Below are 22,883 nucleotides of genomic sequence, written 5' to 3' on the forward strand. Positions count from 1 at the left end.
CGGCTCCCCGAGCGGCACCAGCGTGATCGAGACCCCGTCCCGCTCGAAGAAGGCGCGGCGCGGGAAGTGGCGGTGGCCGGTGAAGCCCAGCACCAGCAGCAGCTCGGCGACCCGGTCGGGGTCGGGCGGCGCGAGCGAGATCCACTCGAGGACCGGGCCGTCAGCGGGGCCGGGCCGCATCGACGTCGTCCACTCGATCAGGAACGGCAGGGCACCGTCGTACGGCTCCGGGCCGACGTCGCAGACCCGCCACTCGAGCAGCTCGCCGTCGGGAGTGCGGCGCGAGCCGGGAACAGGCGGGTCGGGCTCGAACCCGGCCGCCTGCAACGCCGTACGAGCCTCGTCGAGGTCGTCGACTGCGACGGCCCACGAGATCGGGCCGCGAGCCGAGCGGATGCGGTCGAGCCACGGGTTGGACTCCTCCGACCCGGCCGCGATCAGCTCGACGTAGGCGGGCGCGGGGCCGCGCACGAGCACGTTCTCGGTGCCGACGGGGTGCGCTCCCCCGCGCTCGGCGGGGATGCCGGCGGCACCCCACCGCGCGGCCGCCTCGTCGAGGTCCTCGACGGCGACGACGAGGTGGTCGAAGCGTGCTCCCATGTCTGACAGGCTAGAAGGCCCGTCCAGCCGGTATGGCGGCTCAGACGCCGGTGAGGATCTCCGTGACCGCGGCGACCAGGCCGGCGATGTCCTCGTCGCTGGCGACCAGCGGCGGGGCGAAGCGGACGGTGGAGCCGTGGGTGTCCTTGGCGAGGATGCCGCGCGCCATCAGCGCCTCCGACATCTGACGGCCCGACATGAGCGTCGGGTCGATGTCGATGCCGGCCCATGCGCCGCGGACGCGGACGTCGGAGAGGCCCTTGCCGATGAGCTGGCCGAAGCCGGCCTCGAGCTGCGCGCCGATCTCGGCGGAGCGGGCCTGGAAGGTGCCCTCCTCGAGCATCGTGATGACCTCGGTGCCGATCGCAGCGGCGAGCGGGTTGCCGCCGAAGGTCGAGCCGTGGGAGCCGGGCGTGATGACGTCCATGACCTCGTGGTCGGCCGCGATCGCGGAGACCGGGTAGATGCCGCCGCCGAGCGCCTTGCCCATGATGTAGATGTCGGGGACGACGTCCTCGTGGTCGCAGGCGAACGTCCTGCCGGAGCGCGCGAGCCCCGACTGGATCTCGTCGGCCACCATCAGCACGTTGCGCTCGGTGCAGAGCGCGCGGAGGTCGCGCAGGAAGCCCTCGGGCGGCATGACGACGCCGCCCTCGCCCTGGATCGGCTCGAACAGGACGGCCACGGTGGTCTCGTCGATGGCGGAGGCGATGGCCTCGATGTCGCCGTACTTCACGCCACGGAACCCGGTGGTGAACGGGGCGTAGCCCGAGGTCGCGACCTCGTCGTCGGAGAAGCTCACGATGGTCGTGGTGCGACCGTGGAAGTTGCCCTCCATCGTGATGATGGTGGCCTGGCCGGCCGGGACGCCCTTGACCTCGTAGCCCCACTTGCGGCTGACCTTGATGGCGGTCTCGACGGCCTCGGCGCCGGAGTTCATCGGCAGGATCATGTCCTTGCCGGTCAGGCGGCACAGGGCCTCGGCGAAGCCGCTGAGCTTGTCGTTGAAGAACGCCCGGCTGGTCAGCGTCAGCTTGCCGAGCTGCTCGCGCGCGACCGCGACGAGACGCTCGTTGGAGTGGCCGAAGTTGAGCGCGGAGTAGCCCGCGAGGCAGTCGAGGTAGCGCTTGCCGTCGACGTCGATGACCCAGGCGCCGTCGCCCTCGGCGAGCACCACGGGCAGCGGGTGGTAGTTGTGTGCGGCGTAGCGCTCGGTGGCCTCGATGTGGGCTGCGGTGCGCTCGGAGATCTGGGCGGGGGTGGTGCCCGTGGAGACGTCGGTCGCGGTCATGAGCACATGGTGCCATCGAGCCGATCCGAACGCCGACTTCGCGACTCGGCCACCGATCGGGGACGTTCGGCTCGCCCAGGGCAGGCCACGGCTCCCCGATCCCCCGGAAACGACAGAAGTCCGGCGCTCTCGCGCCGGACTTCTCGTTGGTGGAGCTGAGGGGACTCGAACCCTGACCCTCTGCACGCCATCGCCCAGGAATGATGGAGCCGCTACCAGCTGCGCCCGGCGCACCAAACGAGAAAAAGTCCGGCGCTCTCGCGCCGGACTTCTCGTTGGTGGAGCTGAGGGGACTCGAACCCCTGACCCTCTGCACGCCATCGCCCAGGAATGATGGAGCCACTACCAGCTGCGCCCGGCACACCAAACGAGAAAAAGTCCGGCGCTCTCGCGCCGGACTTCTCGTTGGTGGAGCTGAGGGGACTCGAACCCCTGACCCTCTGCATGCCATGCAGATGCGCTACCAGCTGCGCCACAGCCCCAACATCGCCCTTCCGTGGAGCCGGAAGGACAACGCGGAGAACATTAGCCGACACCCGACCGGCAGGTGAAATCGGGGTCCGGACTCAGGTCATCCAGCGCCAGAGGAGCCAGATCCCGAGCGCGGTGACGACCAGTCCGGCGAGCACCGGGACGATCATCAGCGCGACCGCGCCGACGACGTACGCCGTGCTCGGCGGCTCGCGCAGCGGTTGGCGCTCGATCTCGCGGAGGAGCAGGCGGAGGTTCTTGCGGTTGGCCCGGTGGGCGACGTCGAGGACGTCGCCGATGCCCGGGACCAGTCCCAGCAGCGCGTCGACGACGAGGTTGAGACCCATCCACGCCAGCACCGGCATCGGGACCCGGGCCCGGATCGCGTCGCGGACGATGACGCTGGACAGGGCGCTGCCGACGGCGTCGCCGATGCCGGGCACCAGGCCGATCACCGCGTCGAGGCCGAGCCCGAAGCGGGTGCCGGGCACGGTGACGGCGTCGTCCATCACCCTCGCGAGCTGGCGGCTGAGCGCCACGTCGACCTCGCGGGCGCGATCGGTCACACGACCCGGTTCCAGGCCGCGAGCCGCCACCGCTCCACCCCTCCGGTCCACGCGGATGCCCCGTGCTCGAGCACGATCCAGCCGCAGTTGCTCAGCACCCCGAGGGACTCGCTGACCTCCCCGCGCCACCCGAGGAAGGCGGGGACCACCACGCGCAGGGCGGCGCCGTGCGACACGACGACCCCGGTCTCGCCCTCCCCCAGCGCGTCGGCGTACGACGTCAGCGCGGGCAGGAAGCGCGCCACCACGTCGTCCGGCGTCTCGCGCCCCGGGACGGACGCGGCGTCACCGGCCACCAGCGCCGCGTGCTCCTCGGGATGGGCGGCGGCGTACTGCTCGTCGGTGAGCCCGACGCGGTGCGGGCCGATGTCGAACTCGCGCAGGCGGGCGTCGTGCGCCGGCTCCAGCCCGGCCTCCGCGGCGAGCACGGCAGCCGTGCCCGCGGCGCGGGCGAGGTCGGAGGACCACACCGCCACCGGCGACAGCGCGGCGAGGACGGGAGCGACCGCCTTGGCCTGCGCCTCACCGGTCTCGTCGAGGGGTACGTCGGCGTGGCCCTGCGCACGCCCGGTGTCGTTCCACTCCGTGCGGCCGTGCCGGAGCAGGACGAGGCGCCTCACGTGAGGGTCAGCGGGATGAGCGGGCAGTCGCTCCAGAGGCGCTCGAGGGCGTAGAAGGACCGCTCCTCCTCGTGCTGCACGTGGACCACGATCTCGCCGTAGTCGAGGAGCACCCAGCGCCCCTCCTTGTGACCCTCGCGGCGGATCGGCTTGGCGCCCACCTCGCGGAGCTTCTCCTCCACCTCGTCGACGATCGCGCCGACGGCTCGCTCGTTGTTGGAGCTGGCCAGCACGAAGGCGTCGGTGATGGCGAGCTGGTCGCTGACGTCGAAGGCCAGGACCTGGTCAGCCTTCTTGTCGTGCGCGGCCTGGGCCGCGACGGCGACGAGCTCGAGGGCGTGGTCGGTGGCAGTCATGCAGAGTCCTTGCTCGAGGTGGAGCTGGTGCGGTGGGTGGTGCTGGTCGGGTGGTCGGCGATGGCGCCGGCAGCCGTGTAGAGGTCGTGCTTCGCGATGTACTGCACGACGCCGTCGGGCACGAGGTACCAGACAGGCTCGCCGCGACGCTTGCGCTCGCGGCAGTCGGTCGAGGAGATCGCGAGGGCCGGGATCTCGACCATCGTCACGCGGTCGGAGGGGATCTTGGCAATCGCCGCCGGGTCCATCTCGTAGCCCGGCCGGGTGACGCCGACAAAGTTGGCGAGCTCGAAGAGCTCGTCGGCGTCACGCCAGGTGAAGATGTCGGCGAGCGCGTCGGCGCCGGTGATGAAGAACAGCTCGGCGTCGGGCATCTCGGCCTTGAGGTCACGCAGCGTGTCGATCGTGTAGGTCTTGCCCTCGCGATCGATGTCGACCCGGGAGACGTTGAAGCGCGGGTTGGCAGCCGTGGCGACCACGGTCATCAGGTAGCGGTGCTCGGCCGTCGTGACCTGCCGGTCGCTCTTCTGCCACGGGTCGCCCGTGGGCACGAAGATCACCTCGTCGAGGTCGAACCAGGCCTGCACCTCGGACGCGGCCACGAGGTGGCCGTGGTGGATGGGGTCGAAGGTGCCACCCATCACCCCGACACGACGCTGCCCCACGGGACCTGTCACCGGATCAGCTGTGCTCGCGACCGCCACCGAAGGAGACCACGGCCAGCAGCAGGACGAGCAGCAGCCCCAGCACGATGGCGCCCACGACGTAGGGGTGGACGGCAGGCTCGCTCTCGGCCTCGGCGGCCAGCGTGATGACGGTGCTCAGCATGGCGCTCACCCTACCGGCACCGATGCACGGTCACCTGACGTGGCCCTCGCCGACCACGACGTACTTGCTCGACGTCATCTCCGGCAGCCCCATCGGGCCGCGTGCGTGGAGCTTCTGGGTGGAGATGCCGATCTCGGCACCGAAGCCGAACTCGCCGCCGTCGGTGAAGCGGGTGGAGGCGTTGACCATCACCGCCGCGGAGTCCACCGCGGCGACGAAGCGCCGGATGGTCGCCTGGTCGCGGGCCAGGATCGCCTCCGTGTGACCCGACGACCAGCGGCGGATGTGGGCGATCGCGCCCTCGACGTCGGGGACCACGGCGGCGGAGATCTCCAGGCCGAGGAACTCGGCGGCGTGGTCCTCGTCGGTCACGGGCACCACGTCGTCGTACTCCGCGAACGCGCTGTCGCCGTGGATGAGCACCCCGGACGCCTGCAGCGCCTCGACCACGGCGGGGAGGAACTCGTCGGCGACGTCCTCGTGCACGAGGAGCGACTCGGCGGCGTTGCAGACGCTGGTGCGGTGGGTCTTGGAGTTGAGCACGATCGCGAGCGCCTGCTCGAGGTCGGCCGAGGCGTCGACGTAGACGTGGCAGTTGCCGACGCCCGTCTCGATGACCGGCACGGTCGACTCCTCGACCACGCTGCGGATCAGCCCCGCTCCCCCTCGCGGGATGAGCACGTCGACGAGGCCCCGGGCCCGCATCAGGGCCTTGACGCCGTCGTGGGTCTCCCCCGGTACGAGCTGTACGACGTCCTCCGGCAGGCCACTGCGCGCCACCGCACCGCGCATCGCCTCGACGATCGCGGCGTTGCTCGACCGGGCGCTGGAGGAGCCGCGCAGCAGCACGGCGTTGCCGGACTTCAGGCAGATCCCGGCCGCGTCTGCGGTGACGTTGGGGCGCGCCTCGTAGATCATCCCGACCACGCCGAACGGCACCCGCACCTGCCGCAGCTCGAGTCCGTTGGCCAGCGTGCTGCCGCGCAGCACCTCCCCGACGGGGTCGGGCAGCCCGGCGACGTCACGCAGGCCCTGCGCCATCGCCTCGAGGCGGGACTCGTCGAGCCGGAGGCGGTCGACGATGTTGGCAGGCGTGCCCGCGGCCTCGGCCCGGGCGACGTCCTCGGCGTTGGCCGCCAGGATCTCGGTCGACGAGGCGACCAGCGCGTCGGCCATCGCCCGCAGCGCCGCATCCTTGGTCGCCCGCGTGGCGGTGGCCAGCTCGTGGCTGGCCGTCCGGGCGCGACCGGCGACCTCGCGCACTGCCTCCTCGCTGCTCATGCTGTCCAGCGTAGGGCGGGCGCACCTAGGGTGACGTCATGTCTCGCATCACGGGGGTGATCGTCGCGTTGGCGACGACAGCGGCAGTCCTGACCGGCTCGACCTCGGGCGCCGCACCACCGTCCGCACCGGGGGGCGTCCCCGGGTTGGCCGACCTGCCACGCGAGATCGAGGGTGGCGTCGAGCTGACCCTCGCCGACGGCGACGTCTTCCGCGTCTGGGTCGACGAGGACTACCGCACCGTCTGGGGCAAGCGGTACGACGCCGCCACCCGGATGTGGGGCGGGCGCCAGGAGGTGCTGCGCGAGAAGGACCTCTCGTGCGGTGACGTCGACGCACGCACGGCCAACGGCGCCGTGGCCGTGATGGCGAAGTGCGACCGCGGGAGCTATTCCGACGACCAGGCCCCCACCGCCTCCCACGCGCTGTGGTCCGCCGACACCGTCACCTGGTCGTCGTTCCTGCTCGAGGGCGAGGCGTACGACGAGCCCGGCATCTCCCCCGGCGGCAACCGGGCGGTGTGGCCCGAGTTCCACGGCTACGTCACCTGGGGCCCGGAGGGATTCACGCGGTACGCGTTCGAGGCACCGCGCGAGGAGTACACCACCACCGTCACGATCACCGACGACGCCCAGATCTCCTACCTCTACGGCGCCCACGTGTCGCGCCGGCGGTGCGCGATGGTCGTCCTGACCCGCACCGGGGACGCCGCGCCGACGCGCCAGGAAGTCGAGGTCGACGACTCCTGCCAGGACCGCAACTTCGCCAACGTCGACTCGAACACCGCCGTGTTCGGGGAGTTCGCCCTCCCCGCCTCCGTCGCCGTCATCTCGCGGCCCGACTCCTCGTCCCCCTGGGCGGTGACACGCGTGGCACCCCTCGACGCCCCCGGCCTCACCCTCGTCCAGCGGGGCCTCCGCACGGACATCTTCACGGCGCCCGGGGTCCCGCTCGTCGCCCTGGGTTCGCGCTCGGGCCGCAGGGTGCGGGCCCAGGTCTACGACCCGGTGGGCCAGGCCTGGGGTCCCGCGGTCTCGGTGCACGAGTCGCGCACCCGGTGCCGCTGGGGCAGCAGCGAGACCGTCCAGCCCCTCGCGGTCCTCGTCGCGGTCGTCACGTGCGGGGGCAACAACGTCGCACTCACCACCCGCGACGGCCTCGCCTGGCAGGCGCTGCGCATGGGCCCGCGCACGCTGGGCCAGTCAGCTGACGGCCGGTACGTCGCCGTACCGGGCCCGACCAGCACCCACGTCATCTCGCCCGAGCGTGGTGTCGTGACCCTGCCCGGCGGTGTCACCGGGAGGTGCGACGTCGTCGTGCCGGACGGTCCGGACGGAGCCGTGCAGCTCGTCGCGGGACAGCACTCGCGGAGGTGGCCGGTGCTCCTGCGTCACCTCTCCGCGGACGGGGCCTACCGCCTGGGGCGGTCCAGTGCGCCGACGGCCGGCAGGTGCGCCGGGACCGAGCAGTCCTGGGACCGGCCCAGCCGGTTCGAGATGGACAGCACCCGCATCGACCAGGGCCAGACCGTGGGGATCGTGCGGCGCGGCGACGGGTGGACGGTGCGGATCCAGCGCTGGTGACAGGTTGCGACGCACGAACGCCCCCGGCCGGTCGGCCGGGGGCGTTCGACGTACGCGGTGCGGGTCAGCCCTTGCGCTCGGTGATCTTCTCCGTCGCGGCGGGCAGGACCGTGTGGAGGTCGCCCACGACGCCGAAGTCGACAAGCTCGAAGATCGGCGCCTCGGGGTCCTTGTTGACCGCGACGATGGTCTTCGACGTCTGCATGCCGGCGCGGTGCTGGATCGCACCCGAGATGCCGTTGGCGACGTAGAGCTGCGGCGAGACCGTCTTGCCGGTCTGGCCGACCTGGAACGCGTGCGGCATCCAACCGGAGTCGACCGCGGCACGCGAGGCGCCCACGGCCGCGCCGAGCGAGTCCGCGAAGCCCTCGACCGGCTCGAAGTTGCCGCCCGTGCCACGACCACCGGAGACCACGATCGCGGCCTCGGTGAGCTCCGGGCGACCCGTGGACTGACGCGGCTGGGTGGCCACGACCTGCGCCGTCTTCGCGACGTCGCTGATGGTCGCGGCGAATGCCTCCACTGTGGCCGCGCCGTCGGCCTCCTCGGGGGCGGCCGAGTTGGGCTTGACGGTGATGATCGGCGTGCCCTGGGTGACCTTCGCCTGCACGGTGTAGTTGCCCGCGAACACGCTCTGCGTGGTCACGCCCGAGTCGGCGACGTCGACGGCGTCGGTGATCAGGCCCGAGCCCAGCTTGATCGCCAGGCGACCGGCGACCTCCTTGTTCTCGAACGTCGACGGGAGCAGGATCGCGGCGGGGCTGCTCTTCTCGGCGAGCTGCTGCAGCGCCTCGGCCTTCGGCGCGACGAGGTAGCCCTTGATCTGGGCGTCGTCGACGACGTAGACCTTCGCGGCGCCGTACTTCTTGACCTTCTCCGCCACGGCGTCGCCCTGCTCGGGCGAGCCGAAGAACACCGCGGACGGCTCGCCGAGACGGCGCGCGATCGTGAGCAGCTCGTAGGTGGGCTTCTTGACCTCGCCGTCGGCGTGGTCGACTACAACAAGAACCTCAGACATGTCGACAAGCTCCTCAGATGAACTTCTTGGACGCGAGGAACTCGACCAGCGCACCGGCGCCCGAGCCGTCCTCGTCGGTGACGATCTCGCCGGCGGTGCGCGGCGGGCGGGCGGTGGTGTCCTCGACCTGCGTGTAGGCCACCGACAGGCCGACCTGGTCGGCGTCGAGGCCCAGGTCGCTCAGCGACCACGTCTCGAGCGGCTTCTTCTTGGCCGCCATGATGCCCTTGAACGACGGGTAGCGGGCCTCGCCCGACTGGTCGGTCACCGACAGCACGATCGGCAGGGTCGCGCCGATGACCTCGGTCGAGCCCTCGTTGTCACGCTTGATCCGGACCTGGTCGCCCTGCGACTCCACGACCGAGGCCAGCGTCACCTGGGGCATGCCGAGGCGCTCGGCCAGCATCGCCGGCACGACCGAGCCCGACGCGTCGGTGGACGCCATCCCGCAGATCACGAGGTCGGCGCCGGTGTCGGCCTTGATCTTCTCGATGGCCTTGGCGAGCACCAGCGAGGTGCCGAGGTAGTCGGAGCCCGCGATCGCGTCATCGACGACGTGGACACCGGAGTCGGCACCCATCTGCAGCGACTTGCGCACCGCGTCGACCGCCTTCTCCGGACCCACGGTCAGCGCGGTGACGGTGATCTCCTCACCCTCGCGCTTCTCACGGAACTGCAGCGCCTGCTCCACGGCGTACTCATCGAGCTCGGACAGCAGGCCGTCGACGCCAACGCGGTCGACGGTGTTGTCGTCCTCGAACTTGCGATCACCGGTGGCGTCCGGCACGTACTTCACACAGACAACAATGTTCATGGTGGTGTGGCCTCGCGGCCCCTCCTGTGCACTCGGATGTGGCTATGAGGTTACTGGTCGGTCAGTGCCGACCGGAATGGCGTTCCGGGTGCGGTCGCTCACAGTGGCGCTGTCACGGTCAGCGGCCGGCCCGGGCATGCGTCAGGGCTTGATCACGCGGTAGAGGACGCGACCGGCCACGAGCCAGGCGATGGCGGCGAGGCCCCAGTTGAAGAGCGCGTTCTTGACCTCGGCGCCCTCCCCGCGGAACTGCTTGATCCCGTCCTGGCGGGAGAACACGTCGAGGTCCGCCCACGAGGCGGCCGTGAGGACTGCGTCGACGAGCTCGTTGGACCTGTTGGCGTCCAGCGCGATCAGCAGCGCCCCCGCTGCGAGCACCAGCGCCGCGAGCGCGCACGCCAGCCACACCAGCTGGGCGAGCGTCGCCCGGATCTTCGTTGCCACGTGGTGGTCTTCCTCTCGTCCCGGGGCCGCTCAGCGGCCCACGAAGGTTGCCTTGCCCGGTCCGTTCTCAACGAACGAGGTGATGCCGCGGGTACGGTCCTCGGTCGCAAAGACTCCGGCGAACTGCTGGCGCTCGATCTCCAGGCCGGTGTCGAGGTCGACCTCGCTGCCCCGGTCGATGCACTCCTTGGCGGCCCGGACGGCCAGCGCGGCGGCGCCGCTGAACTGGGCGGCGTACGCCACCGACTCCTCGAGCACCTTGTCCGCCGGGACGACCCGGTCGACCATCCCGATCCGCAGCGCCTCGTCGGCCTTGACGAAGCGTCCGGTGAAGATGATGTCCTTCGCCCGCGACGTGCCGACCAGCCGGGCGAGCCGCTGCGTGCCGCCGGCCCCGGGGATGATGCCGAGCAGCACCTCGGGCTGGCCGAGGACGGCGTCCTCAGCGGCGAAGCGCAGGTCGGCGGCGAGGGCGAGCTCGCAGCCCCCGCCCAGGGCGTAGCCGTTGACCGCCGCGACGACCGGCTTGGGGATCCGCGCGATCGCGGTGGTGGCCGAGCTCACCGAGGCGGAGACCTTGACCATGTCGGAGTAGGTCAGGTCGGCCATCTCCTTGACGTCGTTGCCCGCGGCGAAGACGCGCTCGCCGCCCCAGATCACCACGGAGCGCACGTCGTCGCGCTCGGTCAGCTCGGCGGCGGCCTCGCGCAGGTCGGCCTGGACCTGGACGCTGATCGCGTTCATCTTCGGCCGGTCCAGCCGCAGGACTGCGACCCCGTCGGTCACGTCGATCGAGACGAACTCCATGGTGGCTCCTTGTCGCGTGGGACGGCGTCGTGGGTGGCGTCGCGGTTGGCGTCGCGGTTGGCGTGGTGCGAGGCGCATTGTGCCGTGCCGGGACTGTGCCACCACAATGGCTCGCGTGACACCGCCCCCCGAGACGAGCGCAGTCTGGAACCACGACGGCGAGACCATGGCGGTCTGGCCGGGTCGCAACCACCCCCTGGGCGCGACGTGGTCGCGGGAGTCGACCAACTTCGCGGTGTACGCCCCCGAGGCACGAGCGATGTGGGTGTGCCTGTTCGACGAGGACGGTGTCGAGACGCGCCACCGGCTCACCGAGCAAGCACTGGGCGTGTGGCACGGCGCCGTCCCCGGTGTGGCCCGTGGCGCGCGCTACGGCTACCGCGCGGACGGGCCGTGGGACCCCGAGGCCGGCCTGCGGTTCAACCCCGCCAAGCTGCTGCTCGACCCGTACGGCAGGGCCGTGTCGGGCGACCTCGTGGTCGACAAGGCCATCTTCGGCTACGTCAAGGACGACCCCGCGACCCGCAGCGACCTCGACTCCGCGCCGTACATCCCCCGCAGCGTCGTCGTCCACGACGACTTCCAGTGGGGACCGGACACCTCGCCGCACCGCCGCTGGCGCGACACCGTGATCTACGAGATGCACGTCAAGGGGATGACCGCGCTGCACGACCGGGTGCCCGAGGAGCTCCGGGGGACGTACGCCGGACTGGCGGCGCCGGCCGTGACCGCGTACCTCAAGGACCTCGGCGTGACGGCGGTCGAGCTGCTGCCCGTGCACCAGTTCTTCTCCGAGCCGGCCCTCGCCGAGCGGGGCCTGGTCAACTACTGGGGCTACAACTCGCTGTGCTACTTCGCCCCGCACAACGCGTATTCCGCTGCCGGCGACCGCGGCCAGCAGGTCACCGAGTTCAAGCAGATGGTCAAGGACTTCCACCTCGCCGGGCTCGAGGTCATCCTCGACGTGGTCTACAACCACACCGCCGAGGCGGGCCCCCGCGGGCCGACGCTCAGCTTCCGCGGCCTCGACGACCGCGGCTACTACCAGCGCGTGGTGCCGCCGGCGACGAAGCCGGGCCAGGCCCCCGAGCCGGTGCGCTACTGGGACGTCACCGGCTGCGGCAACACCGTCGACGCCACCCACACGCAGAGCCTGCGGATGATCCTCGACTCGCTGCGCTACTGGGTCACCGAGATGCACGTCGACGGCTTCCGCTTCGACCTGATGAGCGCGCTGACCCGCACCGACCAGGTCGTCGACATGGGCTCCCACCTGCTCACCGCGATCGGGCAGGACCCCGTGCTCCGCCACGTGAAGCTGATCGCCGAGCCGTGGGACGCGTCGATGGACGGCTACCGCGTCGGGGAGTTCCCGCCGCCGTGGGTCGAGTGGAACGACCAGTTCCGCGACACGGTGCGCGACTTCTGGCGCGGCCACTCCCGCGGCGTACGGACCGTCGCGACCCGGCTGGCCGGGTCGAGCGACCTCTACGCCGACGACGGCCGGTCCCCCTACGCCTCGGTCAACTTCATCACCGCCCACGACGGCTTCACGCTGCGCGACCTCGTGTCGTACAACGACAAGCACAACGAGGAGAACGGCGAGGACAACCGCGACGGCACCGACAACAACCGGTCGTGGAACTGCGGCGTCGAGGGTGAGACCGACGACCCGGAGATCATCGCGCTGCGTCGTCGCCAGGCGGCCAACCTGATGGCGACGCTGTGCTTCTCCAGCGGCGTCCCGATGCTCACCGCCGGCGACGAGCGCGGACGCACGCAGGGCGGCAACAACAATGCCTACGGCCAGGACAACGAGACCTCGTGGATCGACTGGCGCCCCGACGACGCGTGGCTCGACGTCTACGAGATCACCAAGACCGCGCTGCGGCTGCGGCGCGAGCACCCGGCGCTGCGGCAGCGGCACTGGTTCGAGGGGCGGCCCACGATCAAGGGCGGCATCAAGGACCTCGTCTGGGTGCACCCGAGCGGCCACGAGATGACGGTCGACGACTGGAACGACGACAGCATCCGCACGATCGGGATGTTCCTCAACGGGGCTCCCCTGCGTTCACCCGGCCCGCACGGCGAGCAGGTGCGCGACCGCTCGTTCATGATCTGGCTCAACTCCGGCGTCGACGACGTCGAGCTGGTGCTGCCGGCCAACCAGTGGGTCCACCACGGCGAGGTCGTCCTGTCGACCAACACCGACGTCGCCGTCGGCACCCCGGTGGTCGCGGGCGGGACGATGGCACTGCAGGCGCGCTCGGTCCTGGTGCTGCGCCAGACCTGAGCCCCGCCCGGAGGTCAGGCGGGGGCGCCCATCCACTCCATCGGGTCACCGGCGTCGAGGTCCGTGATGCCGAGGTTCTCGAAGGCACCCAGCACCACGAGGCGTCGTACGGCGGCGAAGGTGAGCACGTGCGCCACCATCCCGCCGTAGGTGAAGACCCGCGGCGTCTCGCAGGTGACGTCGACGAAGGTGTCGTCGAGACGGCCCTCGTCGATCGTCGTACGGACCTGCTCGAGGAAGGCGGGGCCCTCCTCGGCGAGCTCGCGCCGCAGCGTGCTGAGCGACTTGCCGCGCTCCTGGTCCCAGTCGTAGGACCGCTGGTCGACGGCGGCGTTCCACTGGGCGAGCTGCCCGACGAGCCGGCCGAGCACGGAGCGGATGGTCATGTCGTCGTCGATGGTGCCGATCGGCACCTCGATCGCGGCGTCGAGCTGCTCGTCGGTGAGCCGGGTCGCCCGGTCGATCATCTCGCCGGTCAGCCAGACGTGGTGCTCGATCATGCGCGTCATCAGGTCCATCGGGGTCACCTTTCGTGAGGTCGGCAGCCGCAGGCTGCCGGGCGGGTGGAAGTGCACGCCGCTCGGACCCTCGATCTGGGTGCGGGTGGGGTGCTGACGCCAACGGCTCGGCGCGATGCCGTACTCCCGCGCGAACGCCCGGGTGAACGCCTCGTGCGAGCCGTAACCGGCCTCGAACGCGACGTCGACCACCTGCTCGTCGCCCGTCAGCAGGCGGTACGCCGCGCGCTCCAGCAGCAGCCTCCGGCGCATCCGCTCCGGCGGCTCACCGCCCGCCGCCGACACGACGCGAGCGAGGTGGAAGCGGGAGAGGTGGAGCCGACGCGCCCGTTCGTCGCCGCCCAGGTCGAGGGTCTCGGCCAGGGTGGCGAGGAACTCGGCGAAGGTGTCGGCCGCTGTCGTCATGACCACCACCCTCGCCCGCGACGAGGCCGCGCACTTGATCGCACGTGCGCAGTCTGCACCCGCTCAGGCGGGCCGTGCTTCCGTGGCTGCCTCCACCCCCGCCTCCACCCCCGCATCCACCGCCGCCTTCGCGGCCCCGATCACCTCGGTGAGGCGGTCGCGGAGGTCCAGCAGCTCGTCGAGCTCCATCCCCAGCCGCTGGAGGATCGTGCCGGGCACCTCGAGCGCCTGCGTCCGCAGGTCGCGGCCGCGGTCCGTCAGGGCCACCGCGAGGCTGCGCTCGTCCGCAGGGTTGCGGTCCCGACGCACCAGGCCGGCCGCCTCGAGCCGCCGGAGCAGCCGCGAGAGCGTGGCCGGGTCGAGCTCGAGCCGACGGCTGAGCTCGGTCACGGACAACGGCTCCCCGCCCCAGAGCGCCAGCATCACGAGGTACTGCGGGTGGGTGAGCCCCATCGGCTCGAGCACCGGCCGGTAGACCGAGATGACCGTGCGGGACGCCACCGCGAGGGCGAAGCAGACCTGTCGTTCGAGGGCGAGGGGGTCGTCGAGGTCGTCGATTCGGCGGGGCTCGGACATTCCGTTAGCCTAGCAATCGTTGTCACAGCAAACGATTCGTGAGAGAGGCTCGCATGGCCGGCAGCGTTCCCGCTCGACGTACGGAGAAGGGTCGCGGCCACCTGCTCGACCTCGACGCCCCGCGCCGGATCGTCCAGGACCCCGAGAAGGACGCCCGTGACCTCGCCCGCGTCCAGCGCTGGGTGATGTCGACGCTTGCCGTCACCACGATCCTGCACCTCGTCGTCGGCCTCGTCGTGGCAGCCGTCATGCTGGACGACTCCCCCACGTCGTCCAAGATCGGGCTCAACGTCATCGCCGGGCTCTTCGGTGCCTTCGCCGTCGCCGTCGGCCGCGCGATCCACGGCAAGCGGATCGTCTCCCCGTGGTTGCTGCTCGCCGTCGTCCCGACCGCCGTCGGGCTCTGGCTGACCTTCGGCTGATCAGCCGCGGGCGGCCTCGAATATCTCGACGAGGTTGCCCGACGGGTCCGCCACGAGGAACTGCCGGCCGCCAGGCCCCGCGACGACGTCACTGCGCAGGGTGACCCCGGCTGCCCGCAAGCGCTCGAGGTGGTCGTCGAGGTCGTCCACGACCAGGTGGATCCGGTTGCGTCCGGGCCCCGACGCGTCCGGCGGGGTCGCCCGCGCGCCCGAGCTCGGCGGCCCGGAGAGCAGCACCCGCAGGTGCCCCCGCACCACGTCGGCGAACGGCGGCGCAGGGTGGCTCAGCACGGTGAAGCCGAGGTGCTCGGTGTAGAAGTCGATCGCCGCCTGCACGTCGTCCACGACGTAGCGGACGCTGGCGTACTCGTCCATGGTCACTCCTCCGCCACCACCATCGCCCCGGACGTCCGGCCGGTCAATGACCGGCCACCTGTCCCGCCGTCGGGCTCCGGGCGACCTTCGGCTGACTGGTCCGATCCGGCGTTAGGGTCGTCGCATGGGAGCACCTGAGAGCTCGCGCGACACGCGCTTCACGACCCTCCCCGCCGGCGTACGCGCCGAGGACATGGTGGCCGGCGTCGACGCCGGCAGCTCGCCCGAGCCGGACGACGTGCGCAACGTCGACCAGCACGCCGCGACCCGCGACGACTGAGCCCCGGCCTGCTTGTCGCGCGCCTGCGATGAGCGGGACCGCGCGCGTAGACACGCGGACCGAACCTGCCGGTCGAGGTCCGGCCCACGCTCAGCCGCCCGGTTTGCCCCGGGGTTTGGTCCGCGCGTCTCCGGTCAGAGCCCGAGCACCTGCACGACCACGAGGTACGCCCCGCGCACGCCGTCGGGGTCGTGGAGGGCCGGGTCGTCCCCGGCCGCGGCGGCGCGGTCGCGCACGGCCGCGCCCGGGTCGACGGCCGTGAGGTCGGCGGCGAGGGCAGCGACCACCTGCGGCAGGTCGTGCTCGTCGAGGTGGTCCAGGGCGAGGCTGTCGTGCAGCATGCTCGCCGCCTCTGCCATCAGCTCGCGCGCGGTCTCCGCGTCCACGTCGGGTCGCGACGAGGCGGCGGCGTCGGCGGCCGCGAGGAAGGGCTCGAGGATGCCGGGCGGAGGCGTCGAGGGCATGGGGCGATCGTCCTCGTGACCGCCGTACCCGGCAACGCCTTTACCGGCGGGACGCGGACGCCTGGCGCGGCGGGAGGGCGCCGTCGTACGTAATAACCCGGATGCGCGAGGGGTACGTCGAGGCGCACGCTGGAGGACACACGACCCGACCAGCACCGGAAGGAGACTCACCATGTGGGACACCGTCCAGACCAGCAGGACCCACCTCAGCCACGACCTGCCGTGCCCGGGGTGCGGCCACGCCGCGCACACCTACCTGCCGTGCAGCGACTCCTGCCGCTGCCGGCGACCGAACCCGCTCGCGACGAGCTCGGCCGCCTGACGATCAGGCCGGCTCGGCGACCAGCCCCAGCTCGGCGACGGAGGCCAGCGACTCGTTGCGCGGGACCACGCGGACCGTGTAGCCGAACGGGCCGGAGACCGCGAGCGGCACGGCGGCGTCGAAGCGGTGGCGGTTGCCGTCGTACGACTCCCCCACCAGCATCGGCGTCGCCGACGTCGCGGTGAGGACGTCGTCGGAGCCGATCCGCCCGTGCACGACCTGCACCTCGACGTCGTCGGCCGAGAGCGAGCCGAGCGCCACCCAGGCGCGGACAGCGAGCGTCGCGCCCACGACGGCCTGGTCGCCCACGCCCTCGGAGTCGACGTGCTCGACGCGGACGCCGGGCCACGCGGCGCGGACGTCGTGCTTCCAGCCCGACAGGGTGCGAGCGCCGACGTAGTCGGAGTTGAGCGTGCGCGCGGTGTGCGCGGCCGGGGCGTACAGCTCGCGGACGTAGTCGCGGACCTGGCGGGTGGCGAGCACCTTGGGGCCGAGCGACTTCAGCGTGTGGCGGACCATCTCCAGCCAGCGCGGGGGCACGCCCTCGTCGTTGGTCTCGTAGAAACGCGGCACGACCTCGCCCTCGAGCAGGTCGTAGAGCGCGTTGGCCTCGAGGTCGTCACGCCGGTCGGGGTCCTCGATCCCGTCGGCCGACGGGATCGCCCAGCCGTTGTTGCCGTCGTACCACTCGTCCCACCAACCGTCGAGGATCGAGAGGTTCAGGCCACCGTTGAGCGCCGCCTTCATGCCCGAGGTGCCGCAGGCCTCGTAGGGACGCAGCGGGTTGTTGAGCCACACGTCGCAGCCGGGGTAGAGCGGCTGCGCCATCGCGATGTCGTAGTTGGGCAGGAACGCGATGCGGTGCCGGACCTCCGGGTCGTCGGCGAAGCGCACCATCTCCTGGATGAGTCGCTTGCCGGTCTCGTCGGCCGGGTGCGCCTTGCCGGCGATGACCAGCTGGATGGGCCGCTCGGGGTCGATCAGCAGCTTCTTGAGGCGGGCGGGGTCGCGCAGCATCAGCGTGAGGCGCTTGTACGTCGGCACGCGCCGCGCGAAGCCGATGGTCAGCACGTCGGGGTCGAGCGCGCTGTCGATCCACGTGGTCTCCGCGGCCGCGTAGCCCCGCTTGGTCGCCGAGCGGCGCATCCGGTCGCGGGCGTCGTCGACGAAGCGGGTGCGCAGCGTGCGCTTGAGGTCCCAGATCTCGCGGTCGCTGATCTGGTCGACGAGCGGCCACAGGGCGTCGGTGTCGTCGCCGTCGATGTCGCCGCCGCGGCTCGCGGCGAGCTCGATGACCTCGCGCGCGATCCAGGTGGGGCCGTGGACACCGTTGGTGATCGACGTGATCGGCACCTCGGCCTCGTCGAACGCCGGCCACAGGCCGTTGAACATGCCGCGCGACACGTGCCCGTGCAGCTCGGAGACGCCGTTGGCGCGCTGGGCGAGGCGGAAGCCCATCACCGCCATGTTGAACACGCCGGCCTCGCCACCGTCGTAGTCCTCGGCGCCGAGCGCGAGGATCCGGTCGACCGGGACACCCGGCGTCGGCGAGTTGCCGCCGAAGTACTGGGAGACGAGCTCGCGCGGGAACCGGTCGATGCCCGCGGGCACCGGCGTGTGCGTGGTGAACACGGTGCCGGCGCGGGTGACCTCGAGCGCGGTGTCGAAGTCCACGTGCGGCCCGGCCTCGTCGACGGTGAGCTCACGGATGCGCTCGATGCCGAGGAACCCGGCGTGGCCCTCGTTGGCGTGGAAGACCTCCGGCGCCGGAGCGCCGGTGATGCGCGACCACACCCGCAGGGCGCGTACGCCGCCCACCCCGAGGAGCAGCTCCTGGCGCAGCCGGTGCTCGGAGTTGCCGCCGTAGAGCCGGTCGGTCACGTCGCGGTAGTGGGCGCTGTTCTCCTCGACGTCGGTGTCGAGGAGCAGCAGGGGCACGCGACCGACGTGGGCGACGAGGATCCGCGCCACCAGGTCGGGGCCATCGGGGAGGGCGATGGACACCGTCGCTCGGCTGCCGTCGGCCTCGCGGAGCACGGTCAGCGGCAGCTCGTCGGGGTCGAGGACGGGGTAGCTCTCCTGCTGCCAGCCGTCGCGGTCGAGCGCCTGCTTGAAGTAGCCGTGGCGGTAGAACAGGCCCACCCCCACCAACGGGATGCCGAGGTCGGAGGACGCCTTGAGGTGGTCGCCGGCCAGGATGCCGAGGCCGCCGGAGTACTGCGGCAGCACCGACGTGATGCCGAACTCGGACGAGAAGTACGCGATGGCGCGCGGGGCGTCGTCGCCGGCCTTGCGGGCGTACCACCGGTCCTCGGTGAGGTAGCGCTGCAGGTCGCCGTGCGCGGCGGAGAGGCGCGCGCGGAAGTCGCCGTCCTCGACCAGCTCGTCGAGCCGTTCGCGGCCCACGGCACCGAGGAAGCGCACCGGGTCGCCCTTGACCTGGCGCCACAGCTCGGCGTCGATCGAGGAGAACACGTCCTGGGTGGGTGGGTGCCAGGACCAGCGCAGGTTGCCGGCCAGGGCAGCCAGCGCCCCCAGGGGCTCGGGCAGGACGGGACGGACGGTGAATCGTCTGAACGCTCGCACGGACCAGCACGCTAGGCCATTTCTTGGAACGATCCAAGAGCGGCCCCTCCTCACGCCTGCCCACACCCGTGCATAACCCGCGGGACCACGGCGACGTTGTGACGGCATGACCCGCCCCCGCTCCCGCCTCGGCCGCGCCTCCCTCGCCGCCGCGACGCTCCTCGCGATCTCCACCCTGAGCACCATCCCCACGATCGCCTCCTCGGCGACCGCCACGACCGGGACGATCACGCCGGGCCCGACCCCGTCCGATGTCCGCACGCCCGGTGACCCGGTCGGAGGTCCGCGCGACGTCGACACCCGTGGCACGGCACTCCCGACCGGGCTCCAGCGGGAGGCCGTGTCGGCGATCGGCGACGTGACGGCTCGCTGGAACGCCCTCGGGACGCCGGCGTCGATCCTCCCGGCCGACAGCAGCCTCGGTGCCGCTCCGGGCGCGCCGGTCACGGCCGCCCGAGCCTGGCTGCGCGACCACGCCGCCGCCTTCGGGATGGATGCCTCGGCCGTCGACGACCTCACGGTCGTCAGCTCCCAGGCCCTCGCGAGGTCCGACGCGCGCGCCGTGCTGTTCCGGCAGGACTTCGGCGGCGTGGCGCCGGCGCTCGGTGGCCTGGTGACCGTCGGCGTGGCCGACGGCGAGGTCGCGTACGTCTCGTCCTCGCTGGCCCGCACGACGAGCGCCATGCCGGCGGCGACGCTCACACCGCTCGAGGGCTGGTTGAAGGCGGCCGAGGAGCTCTCGGTCGGCGTACCTGCCGGCAGGGTGGGCGACATCGTCCGCACCGTGGGCGGAGGCTGGACCCGCCTCACGGTTCCCGGCTTCGCCCAGGAGCAGCAGGTCCGGTTGCGTGCACTACCGATGGCCGACGGCACCGTGCGGCCCGTGCTCGAGGCCAACGTCGTCAATGTCGCCGGCGGCGCCTCGCTCGCCTTCACCAGCCTCGTCGACGGCGTCACCGGCAAGGTCCTCGCCCGGCACAACAAGACCGAGAACCTCGCCTACACCAACGTCTTCCAGGGATCGGTCGACGCCGCGACGGGCTGCGGTCCGCAGCACCCGTTCGACCTCACCGACGACCTGACCAGGCAGATCAACGCCATCGCCACCGGCGCGCCCACCGACGACTTCGTCCTGAAGCTCTTCAAGGGCTCGACGCTGCTCACGTCGCAGGACCTGGCCACCAACCCCGAGGTGCTGGCGTACTCCGCGGCGAGCATCCCCGCCGGGACCTACTCCGTGCAGGTCTGCGAGTTCGAGCCCGGCTCGGTGGTCCTCGGCCAGTACGCCGTCGCCGTGAGCACGAGCGACACCGGTGCTCCCAGCACCGGTGAGCTCGTGGCCAACCCGAGGTGGCGCTACTTCACCGCCAACCCGACCCTCGACGGTCCTGACGAGGTCCCGTCCAACTCGGTCGTCGGCTGCTGGAGCTCCGACGCCGGCTGCACCTCCCCCGCCACCCCGCTGCGCAACGTGGCCGCGTTCGGCCCCTGGGACACCATCGGCCCGCTGTCGACCTTCACCACCGTCGGCAACAACGCCGACACGCACGAGGCCTGGGCCAGCCCCCTGACCCCCGGCGGCCTCGCGCAGGCGCCCGTCTCCCCGACCCGGGAGTACACCACCGAGTTCACCGACGCATGGAACAACAGTCGCTGCGACGCCACCCAGCTGGTGCCCGGCGGCAACGACGTCAATGCCTCGGTGGGCAACCTGTTCGCCGCCCACAACCGGATGCACGACTACTCCTACTACCTCGGGTTCACCGAGGAGAACTACAACCTGCAGCTCGACAACGGCAGCCGCGGCGGGGTCGGTGGCGACCAGGAGGTCGGCAACGCCCAGGCCGGCGCCATCACCGGCGGCAGCCCGAGCTTCCTCGGCCGCGACAACGCCAACCAGGTCACGTTGCAGGACGGCACCCCCGGCATCACGAACCAGTACCTCTTCGAGCCGATCGCCGGCGCCTTCTACGCACCCTGCACGGACGGCGGCCTCGACATGGGCATCGTCGGTCACGAGTACACCCACGCGATCAGCAACCGGATGGTCGCCGGCCCCGACGAGGGACTCACCTCGGAGCAGGGCGGCGCGATGGGCGAGTCCTGGGGTGACCTGGTCGCCGGCGAGTACCAGTTCTCCCACGGCTACAGCAACGGCGGGAACGTCTGGGCCGTCGGCGCCTACGCCACCGGCAACACCGAGACCGCCATCCGCGACTACGCCATCGACGACAACCCGCTGAACCTCTCCGACTACGGCTTCGACTCCACCGGTCCCGAGGTCCACGCCGACGGCGAGATCTGGAACGGCACCATGTGGGAGGTCCGCCAGGCCCTCGTGGAGACGTACGACGCCCGCTTCCCGTACGACGACGCGGACCTGCAGCTCGCGTGCGCGCAGGCCACGCCGACCGCCACCCCCCGTCCCGTGGACACCTGCCCGGGCAACCGGCGCTGGGTGCAGCTGATGTTCGACGCGTTCCTGCTCCAGCAGGGTGCGACCTCGATGCTGGACGCCCGCGACGCCATGATCGCCGCCGACCAGATGCGTTTCGCCGGCGCGAACCGCGACGTCCTGTGGGCAGCCTTCGCCCGCCGCGGCATGGGCGTGCACGCGTCGGTCGCGGACGCCGACGACCACGAGCCCGTGCCGGACTTCACGACACCGAGCGGCCCGGGCAGCACGATCACGTTCGCCACCACCGGCCGGGCGAAGATCTACGTCGGCGACTACGAGGCCCGCGTGACGCCGGTCGCCGACACCGACCCGACCAGCGACCTCGGCGCGAGCGCGTCGTTCGCGCCGGGCACCTACGCCATGCTGGCCGTCTCGCCGGACCGCGGGTTCACCCGGTGGACGATGACCGTCCCGGCCGACGGCGGCGCACGCACCGAGACCCTCGGTGACGTGGTCAACCTCGCGAGCTCTGCGGCGGGCGCCTCTGTCATCGGCTCCACCGACGGCTCGCTCAACCCCGAGGCGCTGATCGACGGGACCGAGGCGACCAACTGGGGTGGCGTGTCCGAGGCGCAGGTCGACGAGTCCCACCCCTCGGTGTCGGTCGACCTCGCCGGTGACGTCAGCACCGTGCGTCGGGTCCAGGTGAGCGCACACCTCACCCCTGCCCCGGCGTCCGCCAGCGACATCCCGCTCGCCCAGGACGACCCCGACTCGGGCTCGCGGTTCACCGCGCTGCGCCAGTTCGCCCTGGAGTCGTGCACCGCCGACTGCGGGTCGGCCGATGCCACCTGGACGCGGTTCTACACCTCGGCCGCCGATGCCTTCCCGAGCACGCTCCCCCGGCCGGTCGCGCCGACCCTCACGATGCGCGAGTTCGACGTGCCCGACACCGCGGCAGCCGCCGTACGACTGGTCACCCTCGAGAACCAGTGCACCGGCCAGGAGGCGTACGCGGGTCAGCAGACCGCAAGCACGACCGTGCTGACGGACTGCAAGACGGGCTCGGACCGCGGCACGATCGTGCACGCCTCCGAGCTCCAGGTCTTCGGTGAGGACGCGACACTGCCCGACCAGCCCACGGGCACGACACCCGACACCGGCGGTACCACCGGCACCACCCCGGGGGCTGACGCCACCACCGGCACGACGGCCGGCACGACGGCCGGCACGACGGCCGCCACCGCCGCCGGCGCTGTCGCGACCCGCACCAGGATGGTCGTGAAGCGAGCGTTCCAGACCCGGCGCAAGCCCGCCCCGGTCCTGTTCCTGACCGTTCGCTCCGCCTCCGACCGGGAGACCGGGAGGTTCGTGGTCCGGCTCGCCGGCCGGACGTGGAAGGTCGTCTCCACCGAGGACGGCACCGCGCGCGTGCGCGTGCCGAAGCAAGCCCTGCGCCATCGACGCACCAGCGTGCGCGCGCGCTTCTTGCCCGCCGACGCCACCACCTTCGCGCCGTCGAGTACGCGGCTGCGCACCATCACCGTGGCGGCGGTGCGCTGACC

At 71.7% G+C, this 22,883-nt stretch carries 22 protein-coding genes, 1 tRNA gene and 1 pseudogene; 6 read left to right on the top strand and 18 right to left on the bottom strand.

All coding sequences use genetic code 11. The features are described 5' to 3' along the window. Positions 1–108 precede the first annotated feature (108 nt). From JOD65_RS24230 to JOD65_RS18125, 9 genes and pseudogenes are all read right to left on the bottom strand, one after another. Positions 109–600: pseudogene (locus JOD65_RS24230) on the bottom strand (VOC family protein); the annotation flags it as partial. Positions 601–640: 40 nt separating this feature from the next. After that, positions 641–1,891 carry an ornithine--oxo-acid transaminase gene (gene rocD, locus JOD65_RS18095; RefSeq protein ID WP_191195196.1) on the bottom strand — a complete coding sequence of 417 codons (1,251 nt, stop codon included), beginning with the start codon at positions 1,889–1,891 and terminating at the stop codon, positions 641–643. Positions 1,892–2,297: 406 nt separating this feature from the next. After that, positions 2,298–2,373, bottom strand: a tRNA-Ala gene (locus JOD65_RS18100). Positions 2,374–2,457: 84 nt separating this feature from the next. Continuing rightward, on the bottom strand, positions 2,458–2,928 hold the full coding sequence (locus JOD65_RS18105) for a DUF4112 domain-containing protein (RefSeq protein WP_204811263.1): 471 nt from the start codon (positions 2,926–2,928) through the stop codon (positions 2,458–2,460). Continuing rightward, entirely contained in the window at positions 2,925–3,548 is a 624-nt protein-coding gene (locus JOD65_RS18110) for a histidine phosphatase family protein (RefSeq protein ID WP_191195195.1), read from the bottom strand. The genes JOD65_RS18105 and JOD65_RS18110 overlap by 4 nt, the downstream gene beginning before the upstream one ends. Further along, positions 3,545–3,904 carry a ribosome silencing factor gene (gene rsfS, locus JOD65_RS18115; RefSeq protein WP_191195194.1) on the bottom strand — a complete coding sequence of 120 codons (360 nt, stop codon included), beginning with the start codon at positions 3,902–3,904 and terminating at the stop codon, positions 3,545–3,547. The genes JOD65_RS18110 and rsfS overlap by 4 nt, the downstream gene beginning before the upstream one ends. Beyond that, positions 3,901–4,581, bottom strand: coding sequence for a nicotinate-nucleotide adenylyltransferase (gene nadD / locus JOD65_RS18120; protein WP_307821248.1), 681 nt, complete (start codon positions 4,579–4,581; stop codon positions 3,901–3,903). Before nadD ends, rsfS begins: the two co-directional genes overlap by 4 nt. 4 nt (positions 4,582–4,585) lie before the next feature. After that, positions 4,586–4,732, bottom strand: coding sequence for a hypothetical protein (locus tag JOD65_RS23450; RefSeq protein ID WP_191195193.1), 147 nt, complete (start codon positions 4,730–4,732; stop codon positions 4,586–4,588). Between the two features lie 30 nt (positions 4,733–4,762). Next, on the bottom strand, positions 4,763–6,013 hold the full coding sequence (locus JOD65_RS18125; RefSeq protein WP_191195192.1) for a glutamate-5-semialdehyde dehydrogenase: 1,251 nt from the start codon (positions 6,011–6,013) through the stop codon (positions 4,763–4,765). 38 nt (positions 6,014–6,051) lie between these two features. Here JOD65_RS18125 and JOD65_RS18130 point away from each other — a divergent pair, with 38 nt between their 5' ends. Continuing rightward, positions 6,052–7,596: a hypothetical protein gene (locus JOD65_RS18130; RefSeq protein ID WP_191195191.1), complete on the top strand. Its 1,545-nt coding sequence runs from the start codon at positions 6,052–6,054 to the stop codon at positions 7,594–7,596. Between the two features lie 64 nt (positions 7,597–7,660). On the opposite strand, the gene JOD65_RS18135 is transcribed toward JOD65_RS18130, so the two are convergent. The 4 genes from JOD65_RS18135 to JOD65_RS18150 all read right to left on the bottom strand — a co-directional run bounded on the left by JOD65_RS18135 (position 7,661) and on the right by JOD65_RS18150 (position 10,679). Next, positions 7,661–8,614 carry an electron transfer flavoprotein subunit alpha/FixB family protein gene (locus JOD65_RS18135; protein ID WP_191195190.1) on the bottom strand — a complete coding sequence of 318 codons (954 nt, stop codon included), beginning with the start codon at positions 8,612–8,614 and terminating at the stop codon, positions 7,661–7,663. 13 nt (positions 8,615–8,627) lie between these two features. Continuing rightward, a complete protein-coding gene (locus JOD65_RS18140; RefSeq protein WP_307821249.1) occupies positions 8,628–9,410 on the bottom strand; it encodes an electron transfer flavoprotein subunit beta/FixA family protein in 783 nt (260 codons plus the stop codon). Between the two features lie 159 nt (positions 9,411–9,569). Then, positions 9,570–9,872: a hypothetical protein gene (locus JOD65_RS18145; protein ID WP_191195188.1), complete on the bottom strand. Its 303-nt coding sequence runs from the start codon at positions 9,870–9,872 to the stop codon at positions 9,570–9,572. A gap of 30 nt (positions 9,873–9,902) precedes the next feature. After that, entirely contained in the window at positions 9,903–10,679 is a 777-nt protein-coding gene (locus JOD65_RS18150) for an enoyl-CoA hydratase/isomerase family protein (RefSeq protein WP_191195187.1), read from the bottom strand. A 115-nt stretch (positions 10,680–10,794) separates the two neighbouring features. On the opposite strand from JOD65_RS18150, the gene glgX reads away from it, so the two are divergent. Next, positions 10,795–12,972, top strand: coding sequence for a glycogen debranching protein GlgX (gene glgX, locus JOD65_RS18155; RefSeq protein WP_307821250.1), 2,178 nt, complete (start codon positions 10,795–10,797; stop codon positions 12,970–12,972). 14 nt (positions 12,973–12,986) lie between these two features. Here glgX and JOD65_RS18160 read toward each other — a convergent pair whose 3' ends face one another. Then, positions 12,987–13,895: a helix-turn-helix transcriptional regulator gene (locus JOD65_RS18160; protein ID WP_191195185.1), complete on the bottom strand. Its 909-nt coding sequence runs from the start codon at positions 13,893–13,895 to the stop codon at positions 12,987–12,989. 63 nt (positions 13,896–13,958) lie between these two features. Continuing rightward, entirely contained in the window at positions 13,959–14,471 is a 513-nt protein-coding gene (locus tag JOD65_RS18165; protein WP_191195184.1) for a MarR family winged helix-turn-helix transcriptional regulator, read from the bottom strand. Positions 14,472–14,524: 53 nt separating this feature from the next. Between JOD65_RS18165 and JOD65_RS18170 the strand changes: the two genes are divergently transcribed. Beyond that, positions 14,525–14,893, top strand: a complete 369-nt coding sequence (locus JOD65_RS18170; RefSeq protein WP_191195183.1) for a hypothetical protein — start codon at positions 14,525–14,527, stop codon at positions 14,891–14,893. Here JOD65_RS18170 and JOD65_RS18175 read toward each other — a convergent pair whose 3' ends face one another. Further along, on the bottom strand, positions 14,894–15,268 hold the full coding sequence (locus JOD65_RS18175; RefSeq protein ID WP_191195182.1) for a VOC family protein: 375 nt from the start codon (positions 15,266–15,268) through the stop codon (positions 14,894–14,896). It lies immediately after the preceding gene. A 124-nt stretch (positions 15,269–15,392) separates the two neighbouring features. Here JOD65_RS18175 and JOD65_RS18180 point away from each other — a divergent pair, with 124 nt between their 5' ends. After that, the gene (locus tag JOD65_RS18180; protein ID WP_191195181.1) at positions 15,393–15,548 is read left to right on the top strand and encodes a hypothetical protein; all 156 of its coding nucleotides are present in this window, start codon (positions 15,393–15,395) and stop codon (positions 15,546–15,548) included. 134 nt (positions 15,549–15,682) lie between these two features. On the opposite strand, the gene JOD65_RS18185 is transcribed toward JOD65_RS18180, so the two are convergent. Further along, positions 15,683–16,012, bottom strand: coding sequence for a hypothetical protein (locus JOD65_RS18185; protein ID WP_191195180.1), 330 nt, complete (start codon positions 16,010–16,012; stop codon positions 15,683–15,685). Between the two features lie 172 nt (positions 16,013–16,184). Between JOD65_RS18185 and JOD65_RS18190 the strand changes: the two genes are divergently transcribed. After that, complete coding sequence (locus JOD65_RS18190) at positions 16,185–16,334, top strand: hypothetical protein (RefSeq protein WP_191195179.1); 150 nt, start codon at positions 16,185–16,187, stop codon at positions 16,332–16,334. A 3-nt stretch (positions 16,335–16,337) separates the two neighbouring features. On the opposite strand, the gene glgP is transcribed toward JOD65_RS18190, so the two are convergent. Next, positions 16,338–18,920, bottom strand: coding sequence for an alpha-glucan family phosphorylase (gene glgP / locus JOD65_RS18195; protein WP_191195178.1), 2,583 nt, complete (start codon positions 18,918–18,920; stop codon positions 16,338–16,340). 106 nt (positions 18,921–19,026) lie between these two features. Here glgP and JOD65_RS18200 point away from each other — a divergent pair, with 106 nt between their 5' ends. Continuing rightward, the gene (locus JOD65_RS18200; RefSeq protein WP_204811265.1) at positions 19,027–22,881 is read left to right on the top strand and encodes a M36 family metallopeptidase; all 3,855 of its coding nucleotides are present in this window, start codon (positions 19,027–19,029) and stop codon (positions 22,879–22,881) included. Positions 22,882–22,883: the final 2 nt, after the last annotated feature.

This window comes from Nocardioides cavernae, from assembly GCF_016907475.1.
In the GTDB taxonomy this organism is placed as follows: Bacteria; Actinomycetota; Actinomycetes; order Propionibacteriales; family Nocardioidaceae; genus Nocardioides; species Nocardioides cavernae.